This is a genomic window from Undibacterium sp. FW305-107, assembly GCF_058788535.1.
Map to the genome: position 1 here is coordinate 73,034 of NZ_JBYTAV010000010.1, position 19,756 is coordinate 92,789.

General features: G+C 51.6%; 17 protein-coding genes and 1 other RNA gene. 12 read left to right on the plus strand and 6 right to left on the minus strand.

The features are described from left to right. Positions 1–314 precede the first annotated feature (314 nt). The 5 genes from ssrA to AC3WQT_RS21490 all read right to left on the minus strand — a co-directional run bounded on the left by ssrA (position 315) and on the right by AC3WQT_RS21490 (position 3,992). Positions 315–674: a transfer-messenger RNA gene (ssrA, locus tag AC3WQT_RS21470) on the minus strand. A 44-nt stretch (positions 675–718) separates the two neighbouring features. Next, positions 719–1,396 carry an HAD family hydrolase gene (locus AC3WQT_RS21475; protein ID WP_492706929.1) on the minus strand — a complete coding sequence of 226 codons (678 nt, stop codon included), beginning with the start codon at positions 1,394–1,396 and terminating at the stop codon, positions 719–721. Between the two features lie 106 nt (positions 1,397–1,502). Beyond that, on the minus strand, positions 1,503–2,207 hold the full coding sequence (ubiG, locus tag AC3WQT_RS21480; RefSeq protein ID WP_492706931.1) for a bifunctional 2-polyprenyl-6-hydroxyphenol methylase/3-demethylubiquinol 3-O-methyltransferase UbiG: 705 nt from the start codon (positions 2,205–2,207) through the stop codon (positions 1,503–1,505). Positions 2,208–2,444: 237 nt separating this feature from the next. After that, positions 2,445–3,101, minus strand: a complete 657-nt coding sequence (gene ompA / locus AC3WQT_RS21485; protein ID WP_492706933.1) for an outer membrane protein OmpA — start codon at positions 3,099–3,101, stop codon at positions 2,445–2,447. 306 nt (positions 3,102–3,407) lie between these two features. Then, entirely contained in the window at positions 3,408–3,992 is a 585-nt protein-coding gene (locus tag AC3WQT_RS21490) for an OmpA family protein (protein WP_492706935.1), read from the minus strand. 297 nt (positions 3,993–4,289) lie between these two features. On the opposite strand from AC3WQT_RS21490, the gene gyrA reads away from it, so the two are divergent. From gyrA to rfaE1, 12 genes are all read left to right on the plus strand, one after another. Next, a complete protein-coding gene (gyrA, locus tag AC3WQT_RS21495) occupies positions 4,290–6,941 on the plus strand; it encodes a DNA gyrase subunit A (RefSeq protein ID WP_492706936.1) in 2,652 nt (883 codons plus the stop codon). 6 nt (positions 6,942–6,947) lie between these two features. Then, a complete protein-coding gene (gene serC / locus AC3WQT_RS21500; protein WP_492706937.1) occupies positions 6,948–8,051 on the plus strand; it encodes a 3-phosphoserine/phosphohydroxythreonine transaminase in 1,104 nt (367 codons plus the stop codon). A 238-nt stretch (positions 8,052–8,289) separates the two neighbouring features. Further along, positions 8,290–9,363, plus strand: coding sequence for a prephenate dehydratase (gene pheA, locus AC3WQT_RS21505; protein ID WP_492706939.1), 1,074 nt, complete (start codon positions 8,290–8,292; stop codon positions 9,361–9,363). A 7-nt stretch (positions 9,364–9,370) separates the two neighbouring features. After that, positions 9,371–10,279 carry a prephenate dehydrogenase gene (locus AC3WQT_RS21510; RefSeq protein ID WP_492706941.1) on the plus strand — a complete coding sequence of 303 codons (909 nt, stop codon included), beginning with the start codon at positions 9,371–9,373 and terminating at the stop codon, positions 10,277–10,279. A gap of 51 nt (positions 10,280–10,330) precedes the next feature. Then, positions 10,331–11,668 (plus strand): 3-phosphoshikimate 1-carboxyvinyltransferase, encoded by a 1,338-nt coding sequence (gene aroA / locus AC3WQT_RS21515; RefSeq protein WP_492706943.1) that lies wholly within the window; start codon positions 10,331–10,333, stop codon positions 11,666–11,668. Between the two features lie 17 nt (positions 11,669–11,685). Next, positions 11,686–12,363 (plus strand): (d)CMP kinase, encoded by a 678-nt coding sequence (cmk, locus tag AC3WQT_RS21520; RefSeq protein ID WP_162059727.1) that lies wholly within the window; start codon positions 11,686–11,688, stop codon positions 12,361–12,363. Between the two features lie 151 nt (positions 12,364–12,514). After that, positions 12,515–14,218 carry a 30S ribosomal protein S1 gene (rpsA, locus tag AC3WQT_RS21525; RefSeq protein ID WP_110257122.1) on the plus strand — a complete coding sequence of 568 codons (1,704 nt, stop codon included), beginning with the start codon at positions 12,515–12,517 and terminating at the stop codon, positions 14,216–14,218. A 23-nt stretch (positions 14,219–14,241) separates the two neighbouring features. Beyond that, positions 14,242–14,547, plus strand: coding sequence for an integration host factor subunit beta (locus AC3WQT_RS21530; RefSeq protein WP_110256992.1), 306 nt, complete (start codon positions 14,242–14,244; stop codon positions 14,545–14,547). Between the two features lie 156 nt (positions 14,548–14,703). Beyond that, complete coding sequence (locus tag AC3WQT_RS21535) at positions 14,704–15,018, plus strand: LapA family protein (protein WP_162042230.1); 315 nt, start codon at positions 14,704–14,706, stop codon at positions 15,016–15,018. A 129-nt stretch (positions 15,019–15,147) separates the two neighbouring features. Further along, positions 15,148–16,323, plus strand: coding sequence for a lipopolysaccharide assembly protein LapB (lapB, locus tag AC3WQT_RS21540; protein ID WP_492706946.1), 1,176 nt, complete (start codon positions 15,148–15,150; stop codon positions 16,321–16,323). Between the two features lie 111 nt (positions 16,324–16,434). Continuing rightward, the gene (locus tag AC3WQT_RS21545; RefSeq protein ID WP_492706948.1) at positions 16,435–17,808 is read left to right on the plus strand and encodes a UDP-glucose dehydrogenase family protein; all 1,374 of its coding nucleotides are present in this window, start codon (positions 16,435–16,437) and stop codon (positions 17,806–17,808) included. Positions 17,809–17,827: 19 nt separating this feature from the next. Continuing rightward, positions 17,828–18,754, plus strand: a complete 927-nt coding sequence (rfaE1, locus tag AC3WQT_RS21550) for a D-glycero-beta-D-manno-heptose-7-phosphate kinase (RefSeq protein ID WP_492706949.1) — start codon at positions 17,828–17,830, stop codon at positions 18,752–18,754. Between the two features lie 53 nt (positions 18,755–18,807). Here the strand turns inward: rfaE1 and AC3WQT_RS21555 are convergent, their stop codons facing one another. Beyond that, positions 18,808–19,611, minus strand: coding sequence for a DODA-type extradiol aromatic ring-opening family dioxygenase (locus tag AC3WQT_RS21555; protein WP_492706951.1), 804 nt, complete (start codon positions 19,609–19,611; stop codon positions 18,808–18,810). Positions 19,612–19,756 lie beyond the last annotated feature (145 nt).

Consider the following 19,756-nt stretch of genomic DNA (forward strand, 5'->3'; position numbering starts at 1 on the left):
CCCATCAAATCAACAAAAATAAGAAACCACCCGATGAAGCTGAGTGGTTTTGTATTTTTGGTGGAGTCGGCGGGAATCGGCCATCCTGGCCAGCCATATCGCTTGCAAGCGATATGTCGCTCACAGGCTCGCTGCATGCAGCTCGAAATCCCTGTTCTCCACTTCGCAGCTTGCAAGCTGCTCAGATTCGTGAGGCAGGTGACAGCACGCAGGTGCTTTCACCTGTCCGCACTCATCCCCGCGTCCCGCGGGTTCAATTCCGCAGATCGTCAAAATAAAAAAGCCACCCAATAAATTGGGTGACTTTTTTATTTTGGTGGAGTCGGCGGGAATCGAACCCGCGTCCAGAAGCACTCTACAGACAGTTCTACATACTTAGTGCTGCCATTTGATTTAATCCTGACGACGCGGACGCACACGCTGCGGCAGGACGAGTTACCTATTATTTAATCGAGAGTCAAGTAACCCGGCTCAAGACGATTCCATATGAATGTCCTTACTGCTGTTGCCAGCCCACCCTATGGACGAAGTGGTGTAAGGTTAGCCGGTATTAAGCGGCTAATGCGTACGAGTTATCGTTTGCAGTTATATAGTTCAGATTGTATTTACGAGGTAGTCTGGCCTCGGTATGCCCTGCGCTGCTTTGCAACCCCTGTCGAAACCTGGTCGACCCCTAAGCTTTGCTAGTATATCCCATATATAGGCTGGTACGGAAGATTCAAGAGCCTGCTACCTGTAAATGTTTGGCGCGTACCAGTTCCAGTAGTTCCAGCGGGCTGTCGATGATGGCGTCGGCTTTCCAGTGTTTGGGCTCGGTCGCACCACAATAACCCCAGGCGGCGGCGATGCTGGTCATGCCGGCGGCTTCGGCAGCCTGGATGTCGCGCAGGTCGTCACCAACGTACCAGCAATTTTCTGAACGTATGCCCAGCTGCCTTGCTGCTTCCAGCAAGGGGGCAGGGTGGGGTTTGGAATGGGGGGTGGTGTCGCCGGAGATGACGCAGCGTGCTTCCTGCAAATCCAGCAGCGGGATCAGCGGGCGGGTAAAGCGCATGGCTTTGTTGGTGACTATGCCCCAGGCAACACCCATGACATCAAGGCCGCGCAGCAGATCTGGCACTTGTTTGAAGAGCTTGCTATGGACGGCGATGGCGGATTCATACTGGCACAGGAATTCATCGCGCATGGTGGGGTAGTCGGGGTGTTCCGGCGTCATGCCAAAACCTGCACCCAGCAAGCCGCGCGCGCCTGCAGAGGCATGAGGGCGCAAGCTGTGATAATGGACGGGAGTCAGTTGGCGGTTTGCACGCATGACGTTAACAGCTGCTGCCAGGTCGGGTGCCGTATCTGCCAGGGTGCCGTCCAGGTCAAACAGTATTGCTAGTGGAGTTTGCATAATAAAAGATCAAAGGAATCAAAAGCACGCGCTCATGTTTGGTGAGGGCGTTTTGTTAAGTTCATTGAGCACATCGGATTTATCAGGCTCATCAAATTTATCCGGTTCAAAGCTGGCGTGTACAGGCGACCATGTAGTTGACGCTGGTGTCGGCATTCAGTGAATAGATTTGGGTGAGTGGGTTATAACTCAAGCCCTTCATCGCATGTAATTCGAGACCTGCATTGCGTATGTCTTGCGACAATTCTGCCGGGGTAATGAACTTGGCATAGTCATGCGTACCTTTGGGCAGCATTTGCAGCAGGTATTCTGCGCCGATGACGGCAAACAGGTAAGCCTTGGCATTGCGGTTCAGGGTTGAAAAGAATATATGGCCACCGGGTTTGACCATCTTTGCACAGGCTTTGATGATGGATGCGGGGTCGGGCACATGTTCCAGCATTTCCATGCAGGTGACGATGTCAAACTGGCCAGCTTCGGCTTCTGCCATGTCTTCTGCAGCGATCTTTTTATAGCGCACGTTGACACCAGATTCCAGACCGTGCAGGTCGGCGACTTTGAGCGCTTTGTCAGACAGGTCTATGCCGGTAACGGTCGCGCCTTTTTTTGCCATGGACTCGGCCAGGATGCCGCCGCCGCAGCCTACGTCGATGACTTGTTTGCCCGCCAGCGGTGCGCGCTGGTTGATCCATTCCAGACGCAGGGGATTGATTTCATGCAGTGGTTTGAATTCGGAGGTGGGGTCCCACCAGCGATGGGCAAGTTCACTAAATTTCTGGATTTCTGCGGGATCAGCGTTCAAGGTCGACATGATGTGGTTTGAAGTGCCGGGTCAGGGCATGAGCTGCGAAACCGCTATTGTAGGCGATTCGGGGTTGTACCGCATTGGCGGAAAATAAACATAGTGTGGAAATGATCTGGAAGGGATTTGGAAAAGGATTTGGAAGGAGTTTGGAGCTGAAGCGGAAACGAAGCAGAAATGTATGAGCGCAAGCCACAAATAAAAAAACCCGCCGAAGCGGGTTTTTTTATTGAAGCCAGGCTTCGATTACTTAACGTTGCGTGTACCAACAACTTCGATTTCAACGCGACGGTTTTTAGCGCGGCCATCAGCTGTTTTATTGTCAGCTACTGGTTGTTTTTCGCCTTTGCCTTCGGTGTAAACACGGTTAGCTTCGATACCTTTGCTTACCAGGTAAGCTTTGACTGCTTCAGCGCGACGGATAGACAATTTTTGGTTGTATTCGTCAGAGCCTACAGAGTCAGTGTGACCAACAGCGATCACGACTTCCAGATTGATTGATTTCAGTTTGGATGCCATGTCGTCGAGTTTGACTTTAGCTTCTGGTTTCAGAACTGCTTTGTCAAAATCAAAGAATGCGTCAGCTGCAAATGTTACTTTTTCAGAAGTAGGTGCAGGTGGAACAACCGGTTTTGGTGGTTCAACTGGTGCAACAACTGCTGGTGCTGCTGGTGGTGTAGGTGGAGCTGGTTGTACCAATGGTGCATCGCAACCTGGAACTGCGTCAGCAGGAGTCCAGTAGCCAGTACGCCAGCACAGACCAAATGGGTCACGTGCAATTACACCGCGACCATCTTGTACATAGGCGCTGTGTGGCTTGTTAGCCATAATGTCTTGCTGTGCGGAAGCAGAAAAGGATGCTACTGCGGACGCTGCGATAACGAGCTTGACTAAATTTTTCATATTTCTCCTCTCGGGTGAGATTATTACCGCAGATGAACTGCGCAAATTACTGCATAAAACCAGATATTAACACGGCGATGATGACATTACTATTTCGTCAAACATCATCACGGCCATAAATCAACATTCGTTCTATTTTGCCATAGTCATCCATATAAAGACGAAAATTGTTAAATAGACAAAGTTACAGTTAGTTAAATATGTCGTATTTTGACAACGAAATGTATGGTTTGGCAAGCTAATATCAATTCCGGAGCAGAAATGTTTTGTTTTTGACCAGAAATTAGACTGATTTCTCACATGAAATTATTTTGCTAAACCGCGTCCTTCGATGACTATGCGCCTGTTTGGTGCAAGACATTCTGCCAGTTTTGCTTTTGGCAATTTGTCATCGCAAGCCTTGATTTGCTGGGTTTTACCCATGCCCATGGTATCCATAGGGGCATTCAGGCCTTTGCTGCCAAGGTAGGCCACGACGGCATCAGCATTCTTTTCAGATAATTTCTGGGTTTGCGCATGGCTGCCAATCAAGTCGGTATGGCCACTGACGACGATCAGGTCAACTTTGGTGCAATTTGCCAGTTTGGCCATGACTTCGTTATCGATGCGCTCTTTGCCCTTGCTATTTAGTACAGACAATTGTACGGATTTCTTGTGTTCAAAAATCTCATCGCTTTGCAGGGTGAGGGCAAAGTCACAGCGCTTGGGCGGTGCTGGTGGGGTAGCTGCTGCTGGCGCTGCTGCAGGTGTAACGGGGGCAGCGGCAGAAGCAGGGGCTTCAGCACTTTGTGCTGTCGATGCTGGTGCAGCCGCAGCATTCTGAGCCAGGGCTGATGAAGCAGGCAAGGCGAATGCTGCAAGCACACAAAGTGCTGTCAAATTTTTTAACATGGTTGTCTCCGTAGGATGTTGATTATTTTGTCAGGTGTTTTTTATTATGCTTTTGATTAAATCATATAAATTTGCACCCCGGCTGTCATTTGAATGACAGTGTTGCATGCTGATAGTTGGCTATTTTGCAGGCTATTAGCTGTGTTTGGCCGACTTAATTGCTATAAATGGAATTCAGCGGGGGAGGCATGTTAGAATCAAGAGTTAAACGTCAGTCTTTAGCAGTCTTAATAAGATTTTATTAAAGACGTTATTAAGACGTTATTAATTAACCAAGCTCTAATTCGCCGGCCGCCAATGGATCAATTCGCAAAAGAAACACTCCCGATTTCCCTTGAAGAAGAAATGCGCAAAAGCTATCTCGATTACGCGATGAGCGTTATCGTAGGTCGCGCTTTGCCGGATGTGCGTGATGGCTTAAAGCCTGTGCATCGTCGCGTATTGTTCGCGATGCACGAAATGAACAATGTCTATAACCGCCCCTTCGTCAAATGTGCGCGTGTGGTGGGTGAGGTCATGGGTAAGTACCATCCCCATGGCGATGCCTCCATTTACGACACGCTGGTGCGTATGGCGCAAGACTTTTCCCTGCGTTATACCCTGGTCGATGGTCAGGGTAACTTCGGTTCCATCGACGGCGACAATGCTGCGGCGATGCGTTACACCGAGTGCCGCCTGGACAAGATCGCCAATGAAATTCTGGCGGATATCGAAAAAGAAACTGTCGATTTCGTCCCCAACTATGACGGTAAAGAGAAAGAGCCTTCGGTTCTGCCTACTCGTATACCGAATCTGCTGATCAATGGCGCATCCGGTATTGCGGTGGGTATGGCGACGAATATCCCGCCACACAATATTACCGAGATCATCAACGGCGCCCTGCATGTCTTGCGCAATAGTGATTGCACGATCGATGAGCTGATCGAGATCATCCCTGCACCAGATTTTCCTACCGGCGGCATTATCTATGGTGTGTCCGGTGTGCGCGATGGTTACCGCACTGGCCGTGGCCGCGTGGTCATGCGTGCCAAGACGCACTTTGAAGAATTTGGCAAAGAAAACCGTACGGCACTGATCGTTGATGAGTTGCCTTACCAGGTCAATAAAAAGTCCCTGCTGGAACGTATCGCTGAACTGGTACGTGACAAAAAGCTCGATGGTATTTCTGATATCCGCGATGAATCCGATAAATCGGGCATGCGCGTGGTTATCGAACTCAAGCGTGGTGAAGTACCTGATGTCGTACTGAATAATCTGTACAAGCAAACGCAATTGCAAGACACCTTTGGCATGAACATGGTGGCGCTGGTGAATGGCCAGCCAAAACTGCTGAACCTGAAGGAAATGCTGTCCTGCTTCTTGTCACACCGCCGTGAGGTAGTGACACGCCGCACCCTGTTTGAACTGCGTAAAGCGCGTGAACGCGGTCATGTGCTGGAAGGTCTGGCTGTTGCGCTGGCAAATATTGATGACTTTATCGCCATCATCCGCGCTGCGCCTACGCCACCGATCGCGAAACAGGAATTGATGACCCGTGCCTGGGATAGTTCCATGGTGCGCGAGATGCTGGTGCGTACTGCGGCTGACAATACTGCTGGCATCGATGCTTTCCGCCCTGAGAATTTGCCCAAGCATTACGGCATACAGCCTGATGGCCTGTATAAATTGTCTGACGACCAGGCGCAGGAAATCCTGCAAATGCGTTTGCAACGCCTGACTGGCCTGGAACAAGACAAGATCGTCAATGAATACAAAGACGTCATGGCAGAAATCGCCGATTTGCTGGATATCTTGTCCAAGCCAGAACGTGTCACCGTCATCATCACTGATGAACTGACCCTGGCCCGCAATGAATATGGCGAAGGCAATAAAGACGTACGCCGTTCAGAAATCACCCATAACGCTACAGATTTGGGTACGGAAGACCTGATCACGCCGCAAGACATGGTCGTGACCCTGTCGCACACTGGCTATATGAAGTCGCAACCCTTGTCTGAATACCGCGCGCAAAAACGTGGTGGCCGTGGCAAGCAGGCGACGGCAACAAAAGATGATGACTGGATCGAGCAATTATTCGTGGCCAATACCCATGATTACATCCTGTGCTTCAGTAACCGTGGCCGCATGTACTGGCTGAAGGTGTGGGAAGTGCCACAAGGCTCGCGTACTTCGCGCGGCAAGCCTATTGTGAACATGTTCCCATTGCAGGACGGTGAAAAAATCACTGTCATCCTGCCTTTGTCTGGCGATAACCGTACTTTCCCTGAAGACCATTATGTCTTCATGTCCACCAGCCTGGGCACAGTCAAGAAAACACCTTTGACTGACTTCAGTAACCCACGTAAAGCCGGCATTATTGCGGTCGATCTGGATGAAGGCGATTTCCTCATCGGCGCTGCGCTGACCGACGGCAAGCACGATGTCATGCTGTTCTCTGATTCTGGCAAGGCAGTGCGCTTTGATGAAAACGATGTACGTCCTATGGGCCGTACAGCCCGTGGCGTACGCGGTATGAACCTCGATGAAGGTCAGCAGGTTATTGCATTGCTGGTGGCTGAAAACGAGCAGCAATCTGTGTTGACTGCGACTGAAAACGGCTTCGGCAAACGTACCCCTATCACTGAATACACCCGTCATGGCCGTGGCACCAAGGGCATGATCGCTATCCAGACTTCCGAGCGTAACGGCAAGGTTGTAGCGGCTACCCTGGTAGAGACAACGGACGAGATCATGTTGATCACTACCGGTGGTATCCTGATCCGTACCCGCGTTTCCGAAATCCGTGAAATGGGCCGGGCAACCCAGGGCGTGACCCTGATTGCGGTGGAAGATGGCACCAAACTGTCTGGCCTGCAACGTATTGTTGAAACAGATGCGGATGTAGATACAGGCGATAACGGTGCTGGCGAAGCAGAAGGCAGCGCACCAGAAGCCGACGCAGCGGAGTAAAACATCATGACGACGATCTACAATTTCTCTGCAGGCCCGGCAGTATTGCCGAAAGAGGTATTGCAGCAAGCCGCTGCCGAAATGCTGGACTGGCATGGCAGTGGCATGTCCGTCATGGAAATGAGCCACCGCGGGCCAGAATTCATGTCCATCCTCGCTGCTGCGCAAAGTGATTTGCGCGAGCTGCTGGCGGTGCCTGATAATTATAAAATCCTGTTCCTGCAAGGCGGTGGCCTGGGCGAAAACGCCATCGTCCCCATGAATCTGATGGGACGCAAGCCGCAGCCTGCGACGGCAGACTTTGTGCATACTGGTTCCTGGACGGGCAAGTCCATCAAGGAAGCAAAAAAATACGGTAACGTCAATATCGCAGCGTCTGGTGAAGCCAGCGGCTACACCACTGTGCCGCCACGCGATAGCTGGAAATTGACGCAAGGTGCCGCTTATGTGCACCTGTGTACCAATGAAACCATCGATGGTGTTGAGTATCAGTTTGCCCCGGATGTAGCGGCAGAAACTGGTGATGCACCCATCGTTGCCGACATGTCTTCGCACATTCTGTCACGCGTGATTGATGTCTCCAAATATGGCGTCATCTTTGGTGGTGCGCAAAAGAATATCGGCCCGGCAGGTTTGACCATCGTCATCGTGCGGGAAGATTTGCTCGGTCATGCCTTGCCCATCTGCCCGTCAGCTTTTGACTGGAAAATCGTTGCCGACAATGATTCCATGTACAACACCCCGCCAACCTATGCGATTTATATCGCGGGCCTGGTTTTTCAGTGGCTCAAGCAGCAGGGCGGTGTGGCAGCGATGGAGCAAAGGAATATTGCCAAATCCAGCTTGCTGTATGACTACCTCGATTCCACAGATTTTTATGAAAACCGGGTAGAAAAAGGCAGCCGTTCGCGTATGAATGTGCCTTTCTACCTGAAAGATGAAAGCCTGAATGCGGCATTTCTGGCAGAAGCGAAGGCGAGTGGCCTGTTGCAATTAAAAGGCCATAAATCGGTGGGCGGCATGCGTGCCTCGATTTATAACGCCATGCCTATAGAAGGCGTGCAGGCCCTGGTCAGTTTTATGCAAGAGTTTGCCCGCAAACATACTTAATTACTTAAGCCAGGGGCTTAAGCACATGGCGTCTGTTTTGTTTACACTATAGACAGGTGCCGCTAACATTATTTTCATCATCAGCCCTTTCTGAGCATGGTACTCACCATCACCTGGAAACCGTGGCGCTGATGAACCAGGTCAAAAGCCTGGCGAAAAAAGCATATCCGGCATTGCAGTCATGCGCTACAGTATTGCTGCCTGCCCACACCCTATCAAACACGGTTTTTAGGTCATTATGAGCGACAATAAATTACTCCCCCTGCGCATCAAGATCGATGCCATTGATGCACAAATCCTGGATTTGCTGAACCAGCGCGCCCGCGTGGCGGAAGAAGTTGGTCATGTCAAAGCAGAAACCAATGCGCCAGTGTTTCGCCCTGAGCGCGAAGCCCAAGTCTTGCGTGGTGTGGCCGAACGCAATCCCGGCCCTTTGCTGAGCGACGACATACAATTGATTTTCCGCGAAATCATGTCAGCCTGCCGTGCGCTGGAGCGCCGCGTGGTCGTGGCTTTCCTGGGGCCTGTCGGCACTTTCAGCGAGCAGGCTGTCTACAAGCAGTTTGGTCATGCCATCCAGCCTCTGCCTTGCGTGTCTATCGATGAAGTTTTTCGTGCGACGGAAGCTGGTACGGCGGACTTTGGTGTCGTGCCTATCGAAAATTCATCTGAAGGTGCGATCAACCGTACTCTTGATTTGCTCTTGCAAACCAGCCTGGCCATCAGTGGTGAGCTGGCGATACCTGTACAGCATAGCCTGATGAGCAAGTCTGGCAATATGGAAGGCGTCAGCCGCATTTGCGCCCACTCACAAGCTTTGGCACAATGCCAGGCCTGGCTGAACCAGCATTTCCCGCATGTGGAAAGACATGCGGTGGCATCGAATGCTGAGGCAGCGCGTATGGCAAGTGGTGACTATACCGTGGCAGCGATAGCCAGTGAAATTGCCGGTCACCAGTACAACCTGGGCATAGTCTCTGCACATATCCAGGATGATCCACATAACCGTACCCGTTTTGCTGTCATTGGCCGCCTGCGTACTACGCCCAGTGGCAAAGACCAGACTTCCATCGTGCTGGCGACGCCGAACAAGGCAGGCGCTGTTTATAATCTGCTGGCCCCATTGGAAAAACACGGTGTCTCGATGACGCGCTTTGAGTCACGCCCTGCACGTACCGGCAATTGGGAATATTATTTCTATGTCGACGTAGAGGGGCATGTCATGGATGCCAAGGTAGAGGCTGCCATGTCCGAATTGAATGATAAGGCAGCCTTCTTCAAGGTGCTGGGTTCTTACCCTTGTACAGTGTGAGCGCCTGATGCAAAAAGCTTTTCAACGCATAGCGATTTTTGGCGTAGGTTTGATTGGTGGCTCATTTGCCCTGGCTTTGAAAAAGGCAGGGGCAGTTGAACAGATAGTCGGGGTAGGGCGCAGCCAGGCTTCGCTGGAAAAAGCGCAGCAACTGGGCATCATTGATGAAATCGCCCTGAGTGCCGAACAGGCATTGCGCAGCTGTGACCTGGTGCTAATAGCTGCGCCAGTGGCACAGACCGGCGCGATATTGACAGCGATTTATCCTCACCTGCAGCCGGGCACGATAGTGACCGATGCTGGCAGTACCAAGGCTGATGTGGTTGCTTCAGCGCGCGCCAGCCTGGGCGAAAAGATCGCGCAATTTGTACCCGCGCATCCGATCGCCGGTCGTGAATTGAATGGCCCTGAGGCAGCACTGGTGGATTTGTATGCAGGCAAAAAAGCCGTCATCACCCGCCTGCCAGAAAATAGCGATGTGGATGTGGCGAGAGTGGCATGGGCATGGCAGCAATGCGGTGCCATCATCCATCATCTGGAGCCAGCAGCCCATGACGGCGTATTTGCCGCAGTCAGCCATTTGCCGCATTTGCTGGCTTATGCCCTGGTCGATGATATCGCCCGCAAGCCGCATGCGGATACCTTGTTCCAGTATGCCGCCAGCGGTTTTCGCGACTTTACCCGCATTGCCGGTTCATCACCAGAAATGTGGCGTGACATCAGCCTGGCGAACCGCGCTGCGATGTTGCAGGAACTGGATTCGTATACTGCCCGCCTGTCCGTCTTGCGCCAGCATCTGGTGGATGCCGACAGTGAGGGCATAGAAGGTATTTACGCCAATGCCCAGCGCGCGCGCCATAACTGGATCAGCGCGATTGAGGCAGCCGAGAAACAGCAGCGTGAAGGTGGGGATTGACAGAGCTCATAGCTCTTCTCCACATCGACAAACTCAACATTGAATAAGACCATGACACAAGCAAGCAAACATTATCCGCATTACCTTGATCTGCAACCTGTCATGCAGGTGCAGGGCACGGTCAAATTGCCGGGTTCCAAAAGTATTTCCAATCGCACCCTTTTGCTGGCGGCACTGGCAGAAGGCAAGACCCAGATCATGGATTTGCTGGCATCTGATGACACCCTGGTCATGCTGAACGCCCTGACGCAACTGGGCGTGTACTGGGAACAGGATGGCGATAGCCAGAATTACACGGTAGAAGGTGTAAAAGGTCATTTCCCCAAACACCAGGCTGATTTGTTCATGGGCAATGCCGGTACAGCGATACGCCCGCTGGTCGGCGCATTGGCCGTGCTGGGTGGTGACTACACCATCCACGGCGTGCACCGCATGCATGAACGTCCTATCGGTGATCTGGTTGATGCACTGAATGAGGCTGGCGCGCAGATAGAATATACCGGCAACCCCGGTTACCCGCCCTTGCATATACGCCGTGGCCATATCCGTGCCCAGCGTTTGCAAGTGAAGGGTAATGTTTCCAGTCAGTTTCTGACTGCCTTGCTGATGGCCGCACCTTTGATGGCACGTGAACATGATGTGACGATAGAAGTGGTAGGCGAGCTGATCTCCAAGCCTTACATAGAAATCACCCTGAATCTCATGCAAAAGTTTGGCGTGACGGTAGAGCGTGATGGCTGGCAGGCATTCACCGTCACAAAAGGTCAGCATTATGTGTCGCCTGGCGTCATCCACGTCGAAGGCGATGCTTCTTCTGCATCTTATTTCCTGGCAGCAGGTGCCATTGCTGGTGGGCCTATCCGGGTTGAAGGTGTGGGCAAGTCCAGCATACAAGGCGATGTTCGTTTTGCCGAAGCGCTGGAAAAAATGGGCGCAAGCATTACCCGTGGCGATAACTGGATAGAAGCCACGTCGAATGGTGTCTTGCAAGCCATAGACATGGACTTCAACCATATCCCCGATGCTGCCATGACAATTGCGGTAGCGGCGCTATATGCAAATGGCACCACGACGCTGCGCAATATCGCCAGCTGGCGCGTGAAAGAAACTGACCGCCTGTCTGCCATGGCAACAGAATTGCGCAAACTGGGGGCAATAGTGGAAGAGGGGGCAGACTATATGACGGTGACCCCACCGGAGCATATCCTGCCAGCGACCATAGATACCTATGACGATCACCGCATGGCCATGTGCTTCTCTTTGGCCAGCCTTGATGGCCGGGCCCGCAGAGGTGCTACTATGCGCATCAATGATCCAAAATGCGTGGCCAAGACTTTCCCTGATTATTTTGAAGTCTTTGCCAAAATTAATCACAAAGATTTGTTTTAAAGGTTTTTATTGTTTCTATGACTACACGTAGTCCTGTTATCACGATAGACGGCCCTACCGCATCCGGTAAGGGCACGGTGGCACACAGGGTGGCCAAGCATCTGGGTTTTCATTACCTGGATTCTGGTGCCCTGTACCGCCTGACTGCCTTGATGGCTACCCGCCATGGCATCGCTCTGGATGATGAAACTACCATTGCCAGTATGGCAAGAACCCTGCCTTGCCGTTTTGTTCACGGCCATGTTTTTCTGGAAGATGCTGATGTCACCGACGCCGTAAGGGCAGAAGAAGTCGGTGTGGCTGCTTCACGCATTGCTGTTTTGCCAGCAGTACGCCAGGCGCTGGTTGATTTGCAGGTGGCTTTTCGCTATACGCCCGGCCTGGTGGCTGACGGGCGCGATATGGGGACGGTGATCTTCCCAGATGCCAGCTTAAAAGTTTTCTTAACAGCAAGTGCTGAGGCGCGCGCAAGCCGTCGATATAAGCAATTGATTGAAAAGGGAATTTCTGCTAATATGGAAAACTTGGTAAAAGATTTGATGGAACGTGATGCGAGAGATAGTGCCCGCAGCACAGCGCCGCTCAAGCCCGCGCCAGATGCGATCATCCTGGATACATCTGAATTAACTGCTGAAGAAGCAGTCAATAAAGTACTGGTCTGGTATGCGCAAACACAGACAAACAACACTATATAAGTAAGTATTTAAGTATCTGGTGAAGTTTGCAGGTGTCGTTTCAAGAGCCTTTATTGACGCAAGGTCAATAAAGGGATGTTCAACCTAACCCGGTAAATAGTGCCTTTTGCACCGTTCCGGCTAACTTGTAAATACTATGTCTACTGTTTTCATGTCCCAAGATTTCGCAACCGGTGCAGATAGCTTCGCAGCTTTGTTCGAAGAATCCCTGTCACGTCAGGATATGCGTTCCGGTGAAGTGATTTCTGCTGAAGTCGTCCGTATCGACCACAACTTCGTGATCGTTAACGCTGGCTTGAAGTCTGAAGCCTTTATCCCTGTTGAAGAATTCAAAAACGACCAGGGCGACCTGGAAGTTAATATCGGCGATTTCGTTTCCGTAGCGATTGATTCGCTGGAAAACGGTTTCGGCGACACAATTTTGTCCCGTGACAAAGCTAAACGTCTGGCCTCCTGGCTCGCGCTGGAAAAAGCGCTGGAGTCTGGCGAGATCGTTACTGGTACAGTAAATGGCAAAGTCAAAGGTGGCTTGACTGTTCTGACGAACGGCATCCGCGCTTTCTTGCCAGGTTCTTTGGTTGATACACGCCCAGTTAAGGATACAACTCCTTACGAAGGCAAAACCATGGAATTCAAGGTTATCAAGCTCGACCGCAAACGTAACAACGTTGTGCTGTCCCGCCGCGCTGTTGTTGAAGCGTCCATGGGCGAAGAGCGTCAAAAACTGATGGAAACCCTGAAAGAAGGCACAGTGGTTACTGGTGTTGTTAAAAACATAACTGACTACGGTGCGTTCGTTGATCTGGGGGGCATCGATGGCTTGTTGCACATCACCGACCTGGCATGGCGTCGTGTACGTCACCCTTCCGAGGTGTTGACAGTTGGTCAGGAAATCACTGCAAAAGTATTGAAATTCGACCAAGAGAAAAACCGTGTTTCCCTGGGCGTAAAACAATTGGGCGACGACCCATGGACAGGTTTGTCCCGTCGTTACCCAGCGAACACACGTCTGTTCGGTAAAGTAACGAACCTGACCGACTACGGCGCGTTCGTTGAAGTCGAGCAAGGTATCGAAGGCCTGGTTCACGTTTCCGAAATGGACTGGACGAACAAAAACGTTGCTCCAAACAAAGTTGTTCAATTGGGCGACGAAGTTGAAGTCATGGTTCTGGAAATCGACGAAGAACGTCGTCGTATCAGCCTGGGCATGAAACAGTGCAAAGCCAATCCTTGGGATGATTTCGCGATCAACCACAAGAAAGGTGACAAAGTTCGCGGCGCGATCAAGTCCATCACTGATTTTGGCGTATTTATCGGTTTGTCCGGCAACATCGACGGTCTGGTACATTTGTCTGATCTGTCCTGGAATGAAACAGGCGAAGAAGCAGTACGTCGCTTCAAGAAAGGTGACGAACTGGAAGCCATCGTTCTGGCAATCGACGTTGAGCGTGAGCGCGTTTCCCTGGGCGTTAAGCAACTGGAAGGCGACCCATTCAATAACTACTGCGCAATGAACGACAAAGGTGCAGTTGTTACTGGTACAGTTAAATCCGTTGAAGCCAAAGGCGCAGTAATCCAGTTGGCAGACGACGTTGAAGGCTACCTGCGTGCATCCGAAATCTCCCGCGACCGCGTGGAAGATGCTGGTACACACCTGAAAGTCGGCGACACAGTTGAAGCCCTGGTATTGAACATTGACCGCAAAGCTCGTGGTATCCAATTGTCTATCAAAGCTAAAGATAGCGTTGAAACACAAGAAGCTATGCAAAAAATGTCCACTACTGATTCCAACGCAGCATCCGGCACAACCAGCCTGGGCGCTTTGTTGAAAGCCAAGCTCGACAATAAAAACTAAGCTTAGGTCATAAGGTTTTCACTATGACTAAGTCGGAGCTGATAGCTCGTCTGGCAGAGCGATATCCGCAACTGGTAGCTAAAGATGTGGATATTGCTGTTAAAACCATACTGGATGCAATGTCGGATGCCCTGGCAACAGGGCAACGCATAGAAATCCGCGGTTTTGGCAGCTTTGCACTGAACAGTCGTCCACCACGGATAGGTCGCAATCCTAAGTCCGGTGACAAGGTGATGGTCCCTGAAAAACGGGTGCCGCACTTCAAACCAGGTAAGGAATTGCGCGAACGTGTTGATGCCATGGTGGGGCAACCGATACACGATGACTAAGTCAGGTTGACTGGTTAAAGATCGGGCTTCGACAGCGATGTAAAAATAAAAACGGCATATCGGTTTTCCGATATGCCGTTTTTTTTCAGTACAATGCTCTTTTCGGGATTAATTGCTTAATTGACGATTTCCCTGCTTATCCTCAAGGATGCATACATGAAATATATTTCAAGATTTTTCGCCATCGTGCTGTTTGTCCTGTTCTTTGGCTTTGCCTTGAAAAACGACCAGATTGTCACGCTGCAATATTTCTTTGGCTATCAACAATCTGCGCCACTGGTCATCATGCTGCTGGCTTTTTTTGCCGGCGGTGCTACGCTGGGCGCACTGGCCATGGTGCCTATGGTATTCCGCCACAGACGCGATCTGCACAAGCATAAAAAGACCCTGGCAGAAATTGAAAAAGAACGTGAAGCCGCGCAAAGGGCCAGCACACAAGCGCCCCAGCCTGATAGCATTCGCAATATCTGACACCTGCGCTGGCACTTTCAGGCACTTGTTGCAGCATATGAGCACTGGCATAAGAAGATCCACAGAGTAAGCTTGAAGTTCGCTCTCACATTGGCATCACATTGTTCTCAACAATAAGAAGAAATACACATGGAATTTGAAATTTGGTGGCTGCTAGGCATACCCTTATTCTTTACCCTGGGATGGAGTGCTGCGCGTATCGATATACGTCAGTTAATCTCCGAATCCCGCAGCCTGCCGCGCGGCTATTTCAAGGGTTTGAACTTCCTGCTCAATGACCAGCCAGACAAGGCCATTGATGCTTTTATCGACATCGTCAGGCTCGATCCTGAAGCGGTAGACCTGCATTTCGCCCTCGGTAACCTGTTCCGCCGCCGTGGTGAGACTGAGCGCGCCATCCGCGTCCATCAAAACCTGCTGGCCAGGCCAGACCTGCCAACCGAGCAAAAGACCCAGGCCATGTATGAACTGGGCCAGGATTACCTGAAGGCTGGTCTGCTCGACCGGGCCGAAGAAACCTATAACCTGCTCGTCAACAGCCCCTTTGAAGCCCAGGCCAGGCGCGCCTTGCTGGAAATTTACCAGCGTGAAAAAGAATGGGCGCGCGCTATAGAAGCTGCCAATGCCCTGCAGGAATGCGGTGCCGGTGGGCGCCAAAAAGAAATTGCCCAATTCTATTGTGAAATAGCCCAGGATGAACTGGTGCATACCAATACTGACGCTGCCCTGGCCAATCTGGAAAAAGCACTGGCAGCAGACCGCAATAATGTACGTGCCATCATCCTCATGGGTGACATGTATATGGCCAATGGCGACACCGAGATAGCCCTGGCAACCTGGCGCAGGGTAGAGCAGCAAAGTGTGCCGCATGTGGCATTGGTAGCCCAGCGTCTCATGGATGGTTACCGCAAGCTCGACAAGGCGCAAGAAGGCTTGAATCTGGTAAAGAATTACCTCGCCGAAGCACCGTCGATAGATCTGCTGGAAGTTGCCTTCAAAGCCACGCTGGAACTGGAGGGTGTGGATGCCGTCAATAGCCTGGTCAGTGAAGAATTGCGCCGCACCCCGACCTTGCTGGGTCTGGATAAATTGCTGGATGGCCGCATCATGGTGGTGCCACCTGAAGTCAGGCCGGAGCTGGCCATCATCAAGAACCTGGTACACGGCTATGCACAAAAACTGGCGCGTTATCAGTGTTCCAATTGTGGTTTCAAGGCCAGGCAGTTTTACTGGCATTGCCCTGGCTGCAGTAAATGGGAAACTTATCCTCCAAGAAGGACAGAAGAACTGAACGTTATGAACTAGATCCGCATTCATCCAGCTTTGAACGGGATATATCCCCCCAGGCTAGCCCGGATATGGCAAGCAGTGTCAGGTTCGATGGTGCGTCTTCTTATTAAATTTGGTGATCAAAAAATGAAAATCACAATTATTGGTACAGGTTATGTCGGTCTGGTCACAGGTGCCTGCCTGGCTGAATTGGGTAATGATGTGTTTTGCCTGGATGTTGACCAGCGCAAAATTGATATCCTCAACAATGGCGGCATCCCTATCCATGAACCGGGCCTGGAAGAAATCGTTGCACGTAATCGCGCTGCAGGCCGTATACAGTTTTCTACCGATGTCGAAGCCAGCGTCAAGCATGGTGACGTACAGTTCATCGCTGTTGGCACACCGCCGGATGAAGATGGTTCTGCTGACCTGCAATATGTCGTGGCTGCGGCAAAAAATATTGGCAAGTACATGACGAACTTCAAGGTCGTCGTTGATAAATCTACCGTGCCTGTCGGTACGGCTGACCGCGTCAGTGCTGCCATCTCTGCCGAGCTTGCAACGCGCTCCGCTGCAGTGGAATTCTCGGTTGTTTCCAATCCAGAGTTTTTGAAAGAAGGCGCGGCAGTAGAAGACTTCATGCGCCCCGACCGCATCGTTATCGGTTGCGACCAGACACCGCAAGGTGAAAAAGCCCGCAGCCAGATGAAGAAGCTGTATGCGCCTTTCAACCGCAATCATGAACGTACTTACTGGATGGATGTACGCTCGGCAGAGTTCACCAAGTATGCGGCGAACGCCATGTTGGCGACCCGTATCTCTTTCATGAACGAACTGGCCAATCTGGCTGACCATGTTGGTGCCGATATTGAGGCGGTGCGTCACGGCATAGGTTCTGACCCGCGCATAGGCCACAGCTTTTTGTATGCTGGTTGCGGCTACGGCGGGTCCTGCTTCCCTAAAGACGTGCAGGCGCTGGAACGTACTGCGCAAGACTATGGTTTGAATCTGTTGATCCTGCAGGCAGTCGAAGCCGTCAATGCGCGTCAAAAGCAGGTACTCGGTAACAAGATACAGCAGCGCTTTGGTGAAAACCTCAGTGGCCGTCATTTCGCCATCTGGGGTTTGGCATTCAAGCCGAATACCGATGATATGCGCGCAGCGTCTTCACGCGTCTTGCTGGGTGAATTACTGCGTGCAGGTGCGACGGTGGCGGTGTATGACCCAGTTTCCATGCAAGAAGCCAAACGCGTATTTGAATTGGATTTCTATGATGCACCTGAATTGCTGGGGGCCATACGCTATGCCGCCAACCCCATGGATGCTCTGGTGGATGCTGATGCATTGGCGATTGTCACCGAGTGGAAGGCCTTCCGCAGCCCCGATTTTGATGAAGTCAAGGCTCGACTGAAACAGCCTGTGGTGTTTGATGGCCGCAACCTGTTTGAGCCCACGGTCATGACCGAACTCGGCATTGAATACCACGGCATAGGCCGCTCCGTATTGACAAGTAAATGACGAACAAATAATGCAGAACATGAATGCAAAGATGAAGCGTATCCTGGTCGCTGGTGATGTCATGCTCGACAGATACTGGTTTGGCGAAGTTAACCGTATTTCACCCGAAGCCCCCGTGCCTATCGTACGTGTGGAAAAAAGTGAAGAGCGACTTGGTGGTGCCGCCAATGTGGCCCGCAATGCCGTCGCCCTGGGTGTGCAGGCTGCCTTGATGGGTGTCATCGGTGACGATGATGCAGGCAATAGCATGGAGCGTCTGCTGAAAACTTCAGGCATAGAAGCTTACCTCAGCCGTGACCAGCAAATTTCCACCATCATCAAGTTGCGCGTCATCGGCAGGCAGCAGCAATTGTTACGCATCGATTTTGAAGAACGTCCGACCGAGCATGTCTTGCGTGACAAACTCAATCGCTTCAATTCTTTGCTGACTGGCTATGACGTGGTCGTTTTGTCAGATTATGCCAAGGGCAGCCTGGTGAACGTCAGTGCCATGATCGCTGCGGCCAAGGCCGCAGGCAAGACCGTGCTGGTGGACCCCAAGGGTAGTGACTTCAAACGCTATGCCGGCGCCAGTTTGCTGACACCGAACAAGTCTGAGTTAAAGCAAATCATTGGTGATTGGCCGAATGAAGAAGCGCTGACATCCAGGGCTCAGCAACTGCGCGCAGATTTGCAAATTGATGCCTTGCTGCTGACCCGTTCAGAAGAGGGCATGACCTTGTTCACGGCTGATGGAGTGACACATGTGCCAGCCATGGCGCGTGAAGTATTTGATGTCTCTGGCGCTGGTGACACCGTCATCGCCACCATGGCTGTCATGCTGGCACAGGGTAAGTCCATGCAAGAAGCCGTGGTGATTGCCAACCGCGCTGGCGGTATCGTTGTCGGAAAATTGGGTACCGCTACTGTGACGCGGGAAGAGCTATTTCCCGAGGCCGCACATTAAATTGTTACCTGTGCTGGCTTGAAGTATTCAAGCCAGCATTCTTATTGTGTGAATCAGGCAATCGCCCCAAAGCGAAAACTCGATGCCACCACACCGCCAAAGATGTTTTCTTCATGATAAACACAACTGGCAACTTCATCTTCTGCGGCACCCACGGCCACCATCAGTGGCAGTAAATGCTCTTCCCTTGGATGGGCCACCCGTGCTGCCGGTGCATCTTCCCAATGGATCAGGCGCGCGACTCTTTCTGTCGTGCTGCTGGCGATCAGGCTGTCCTGCAACCAGTCATCAAAACTCGATGAGGGTTCTTTCGCCAGCGGGCCAAAGCGCCGCAGGTTATGGTAGCTGAGTCCGCTGCCTATGATGAGCACGCCTTCATCGCGCAAAGGCGCAAGCGCCCGTCCCAGCGCAAGGTGTTCTGCCGGATCCAGCCCTATGCGCAGTGATAATTGCACGACTGGCATATCAGCCTCAGGGTACATCACGGCCAGTGGCGCAAATGCGCCGTGATCAAAACCACGCTGAGCATCGGCCTGGGCGGGCAAGCCTGCATCTTTGATCAAGCCCATTACCCGCTCTGCCAGCTCAGGCGAACCCGGTGCAGAGTAATGCACTTTATAGGTGTGCTCAGGAAAGCCGCCATAGTCATACAGCATGCCTGGCCAGGGATTTGTCATGACCTTGAATGTGCTTTCTTCCCAGTGTGCCGAGATCATCAGGATGGCTTTGGGCTTGTGCGGTAATTGCCGTGGCATATCCACCAATGACTCTTCCAGCACATGCATGGTTTTGCGCATGTCTTCCATATACGGCCAGGGACCGCCGCCGTGCGAGATAAAGTAGGTAGGTAATTTCATATGAGTATCCTCCGCAGATCATTTGGTGCCAGGCTCCATTTTTTCAATTAAGTTTCATGAAGCCCAATGTAATTCATCATAATGTTTCCTGATGAGGAAATCGATGGTGGTAAAGTAATTGCATTGTTTCCAAAAAGTGCAACAA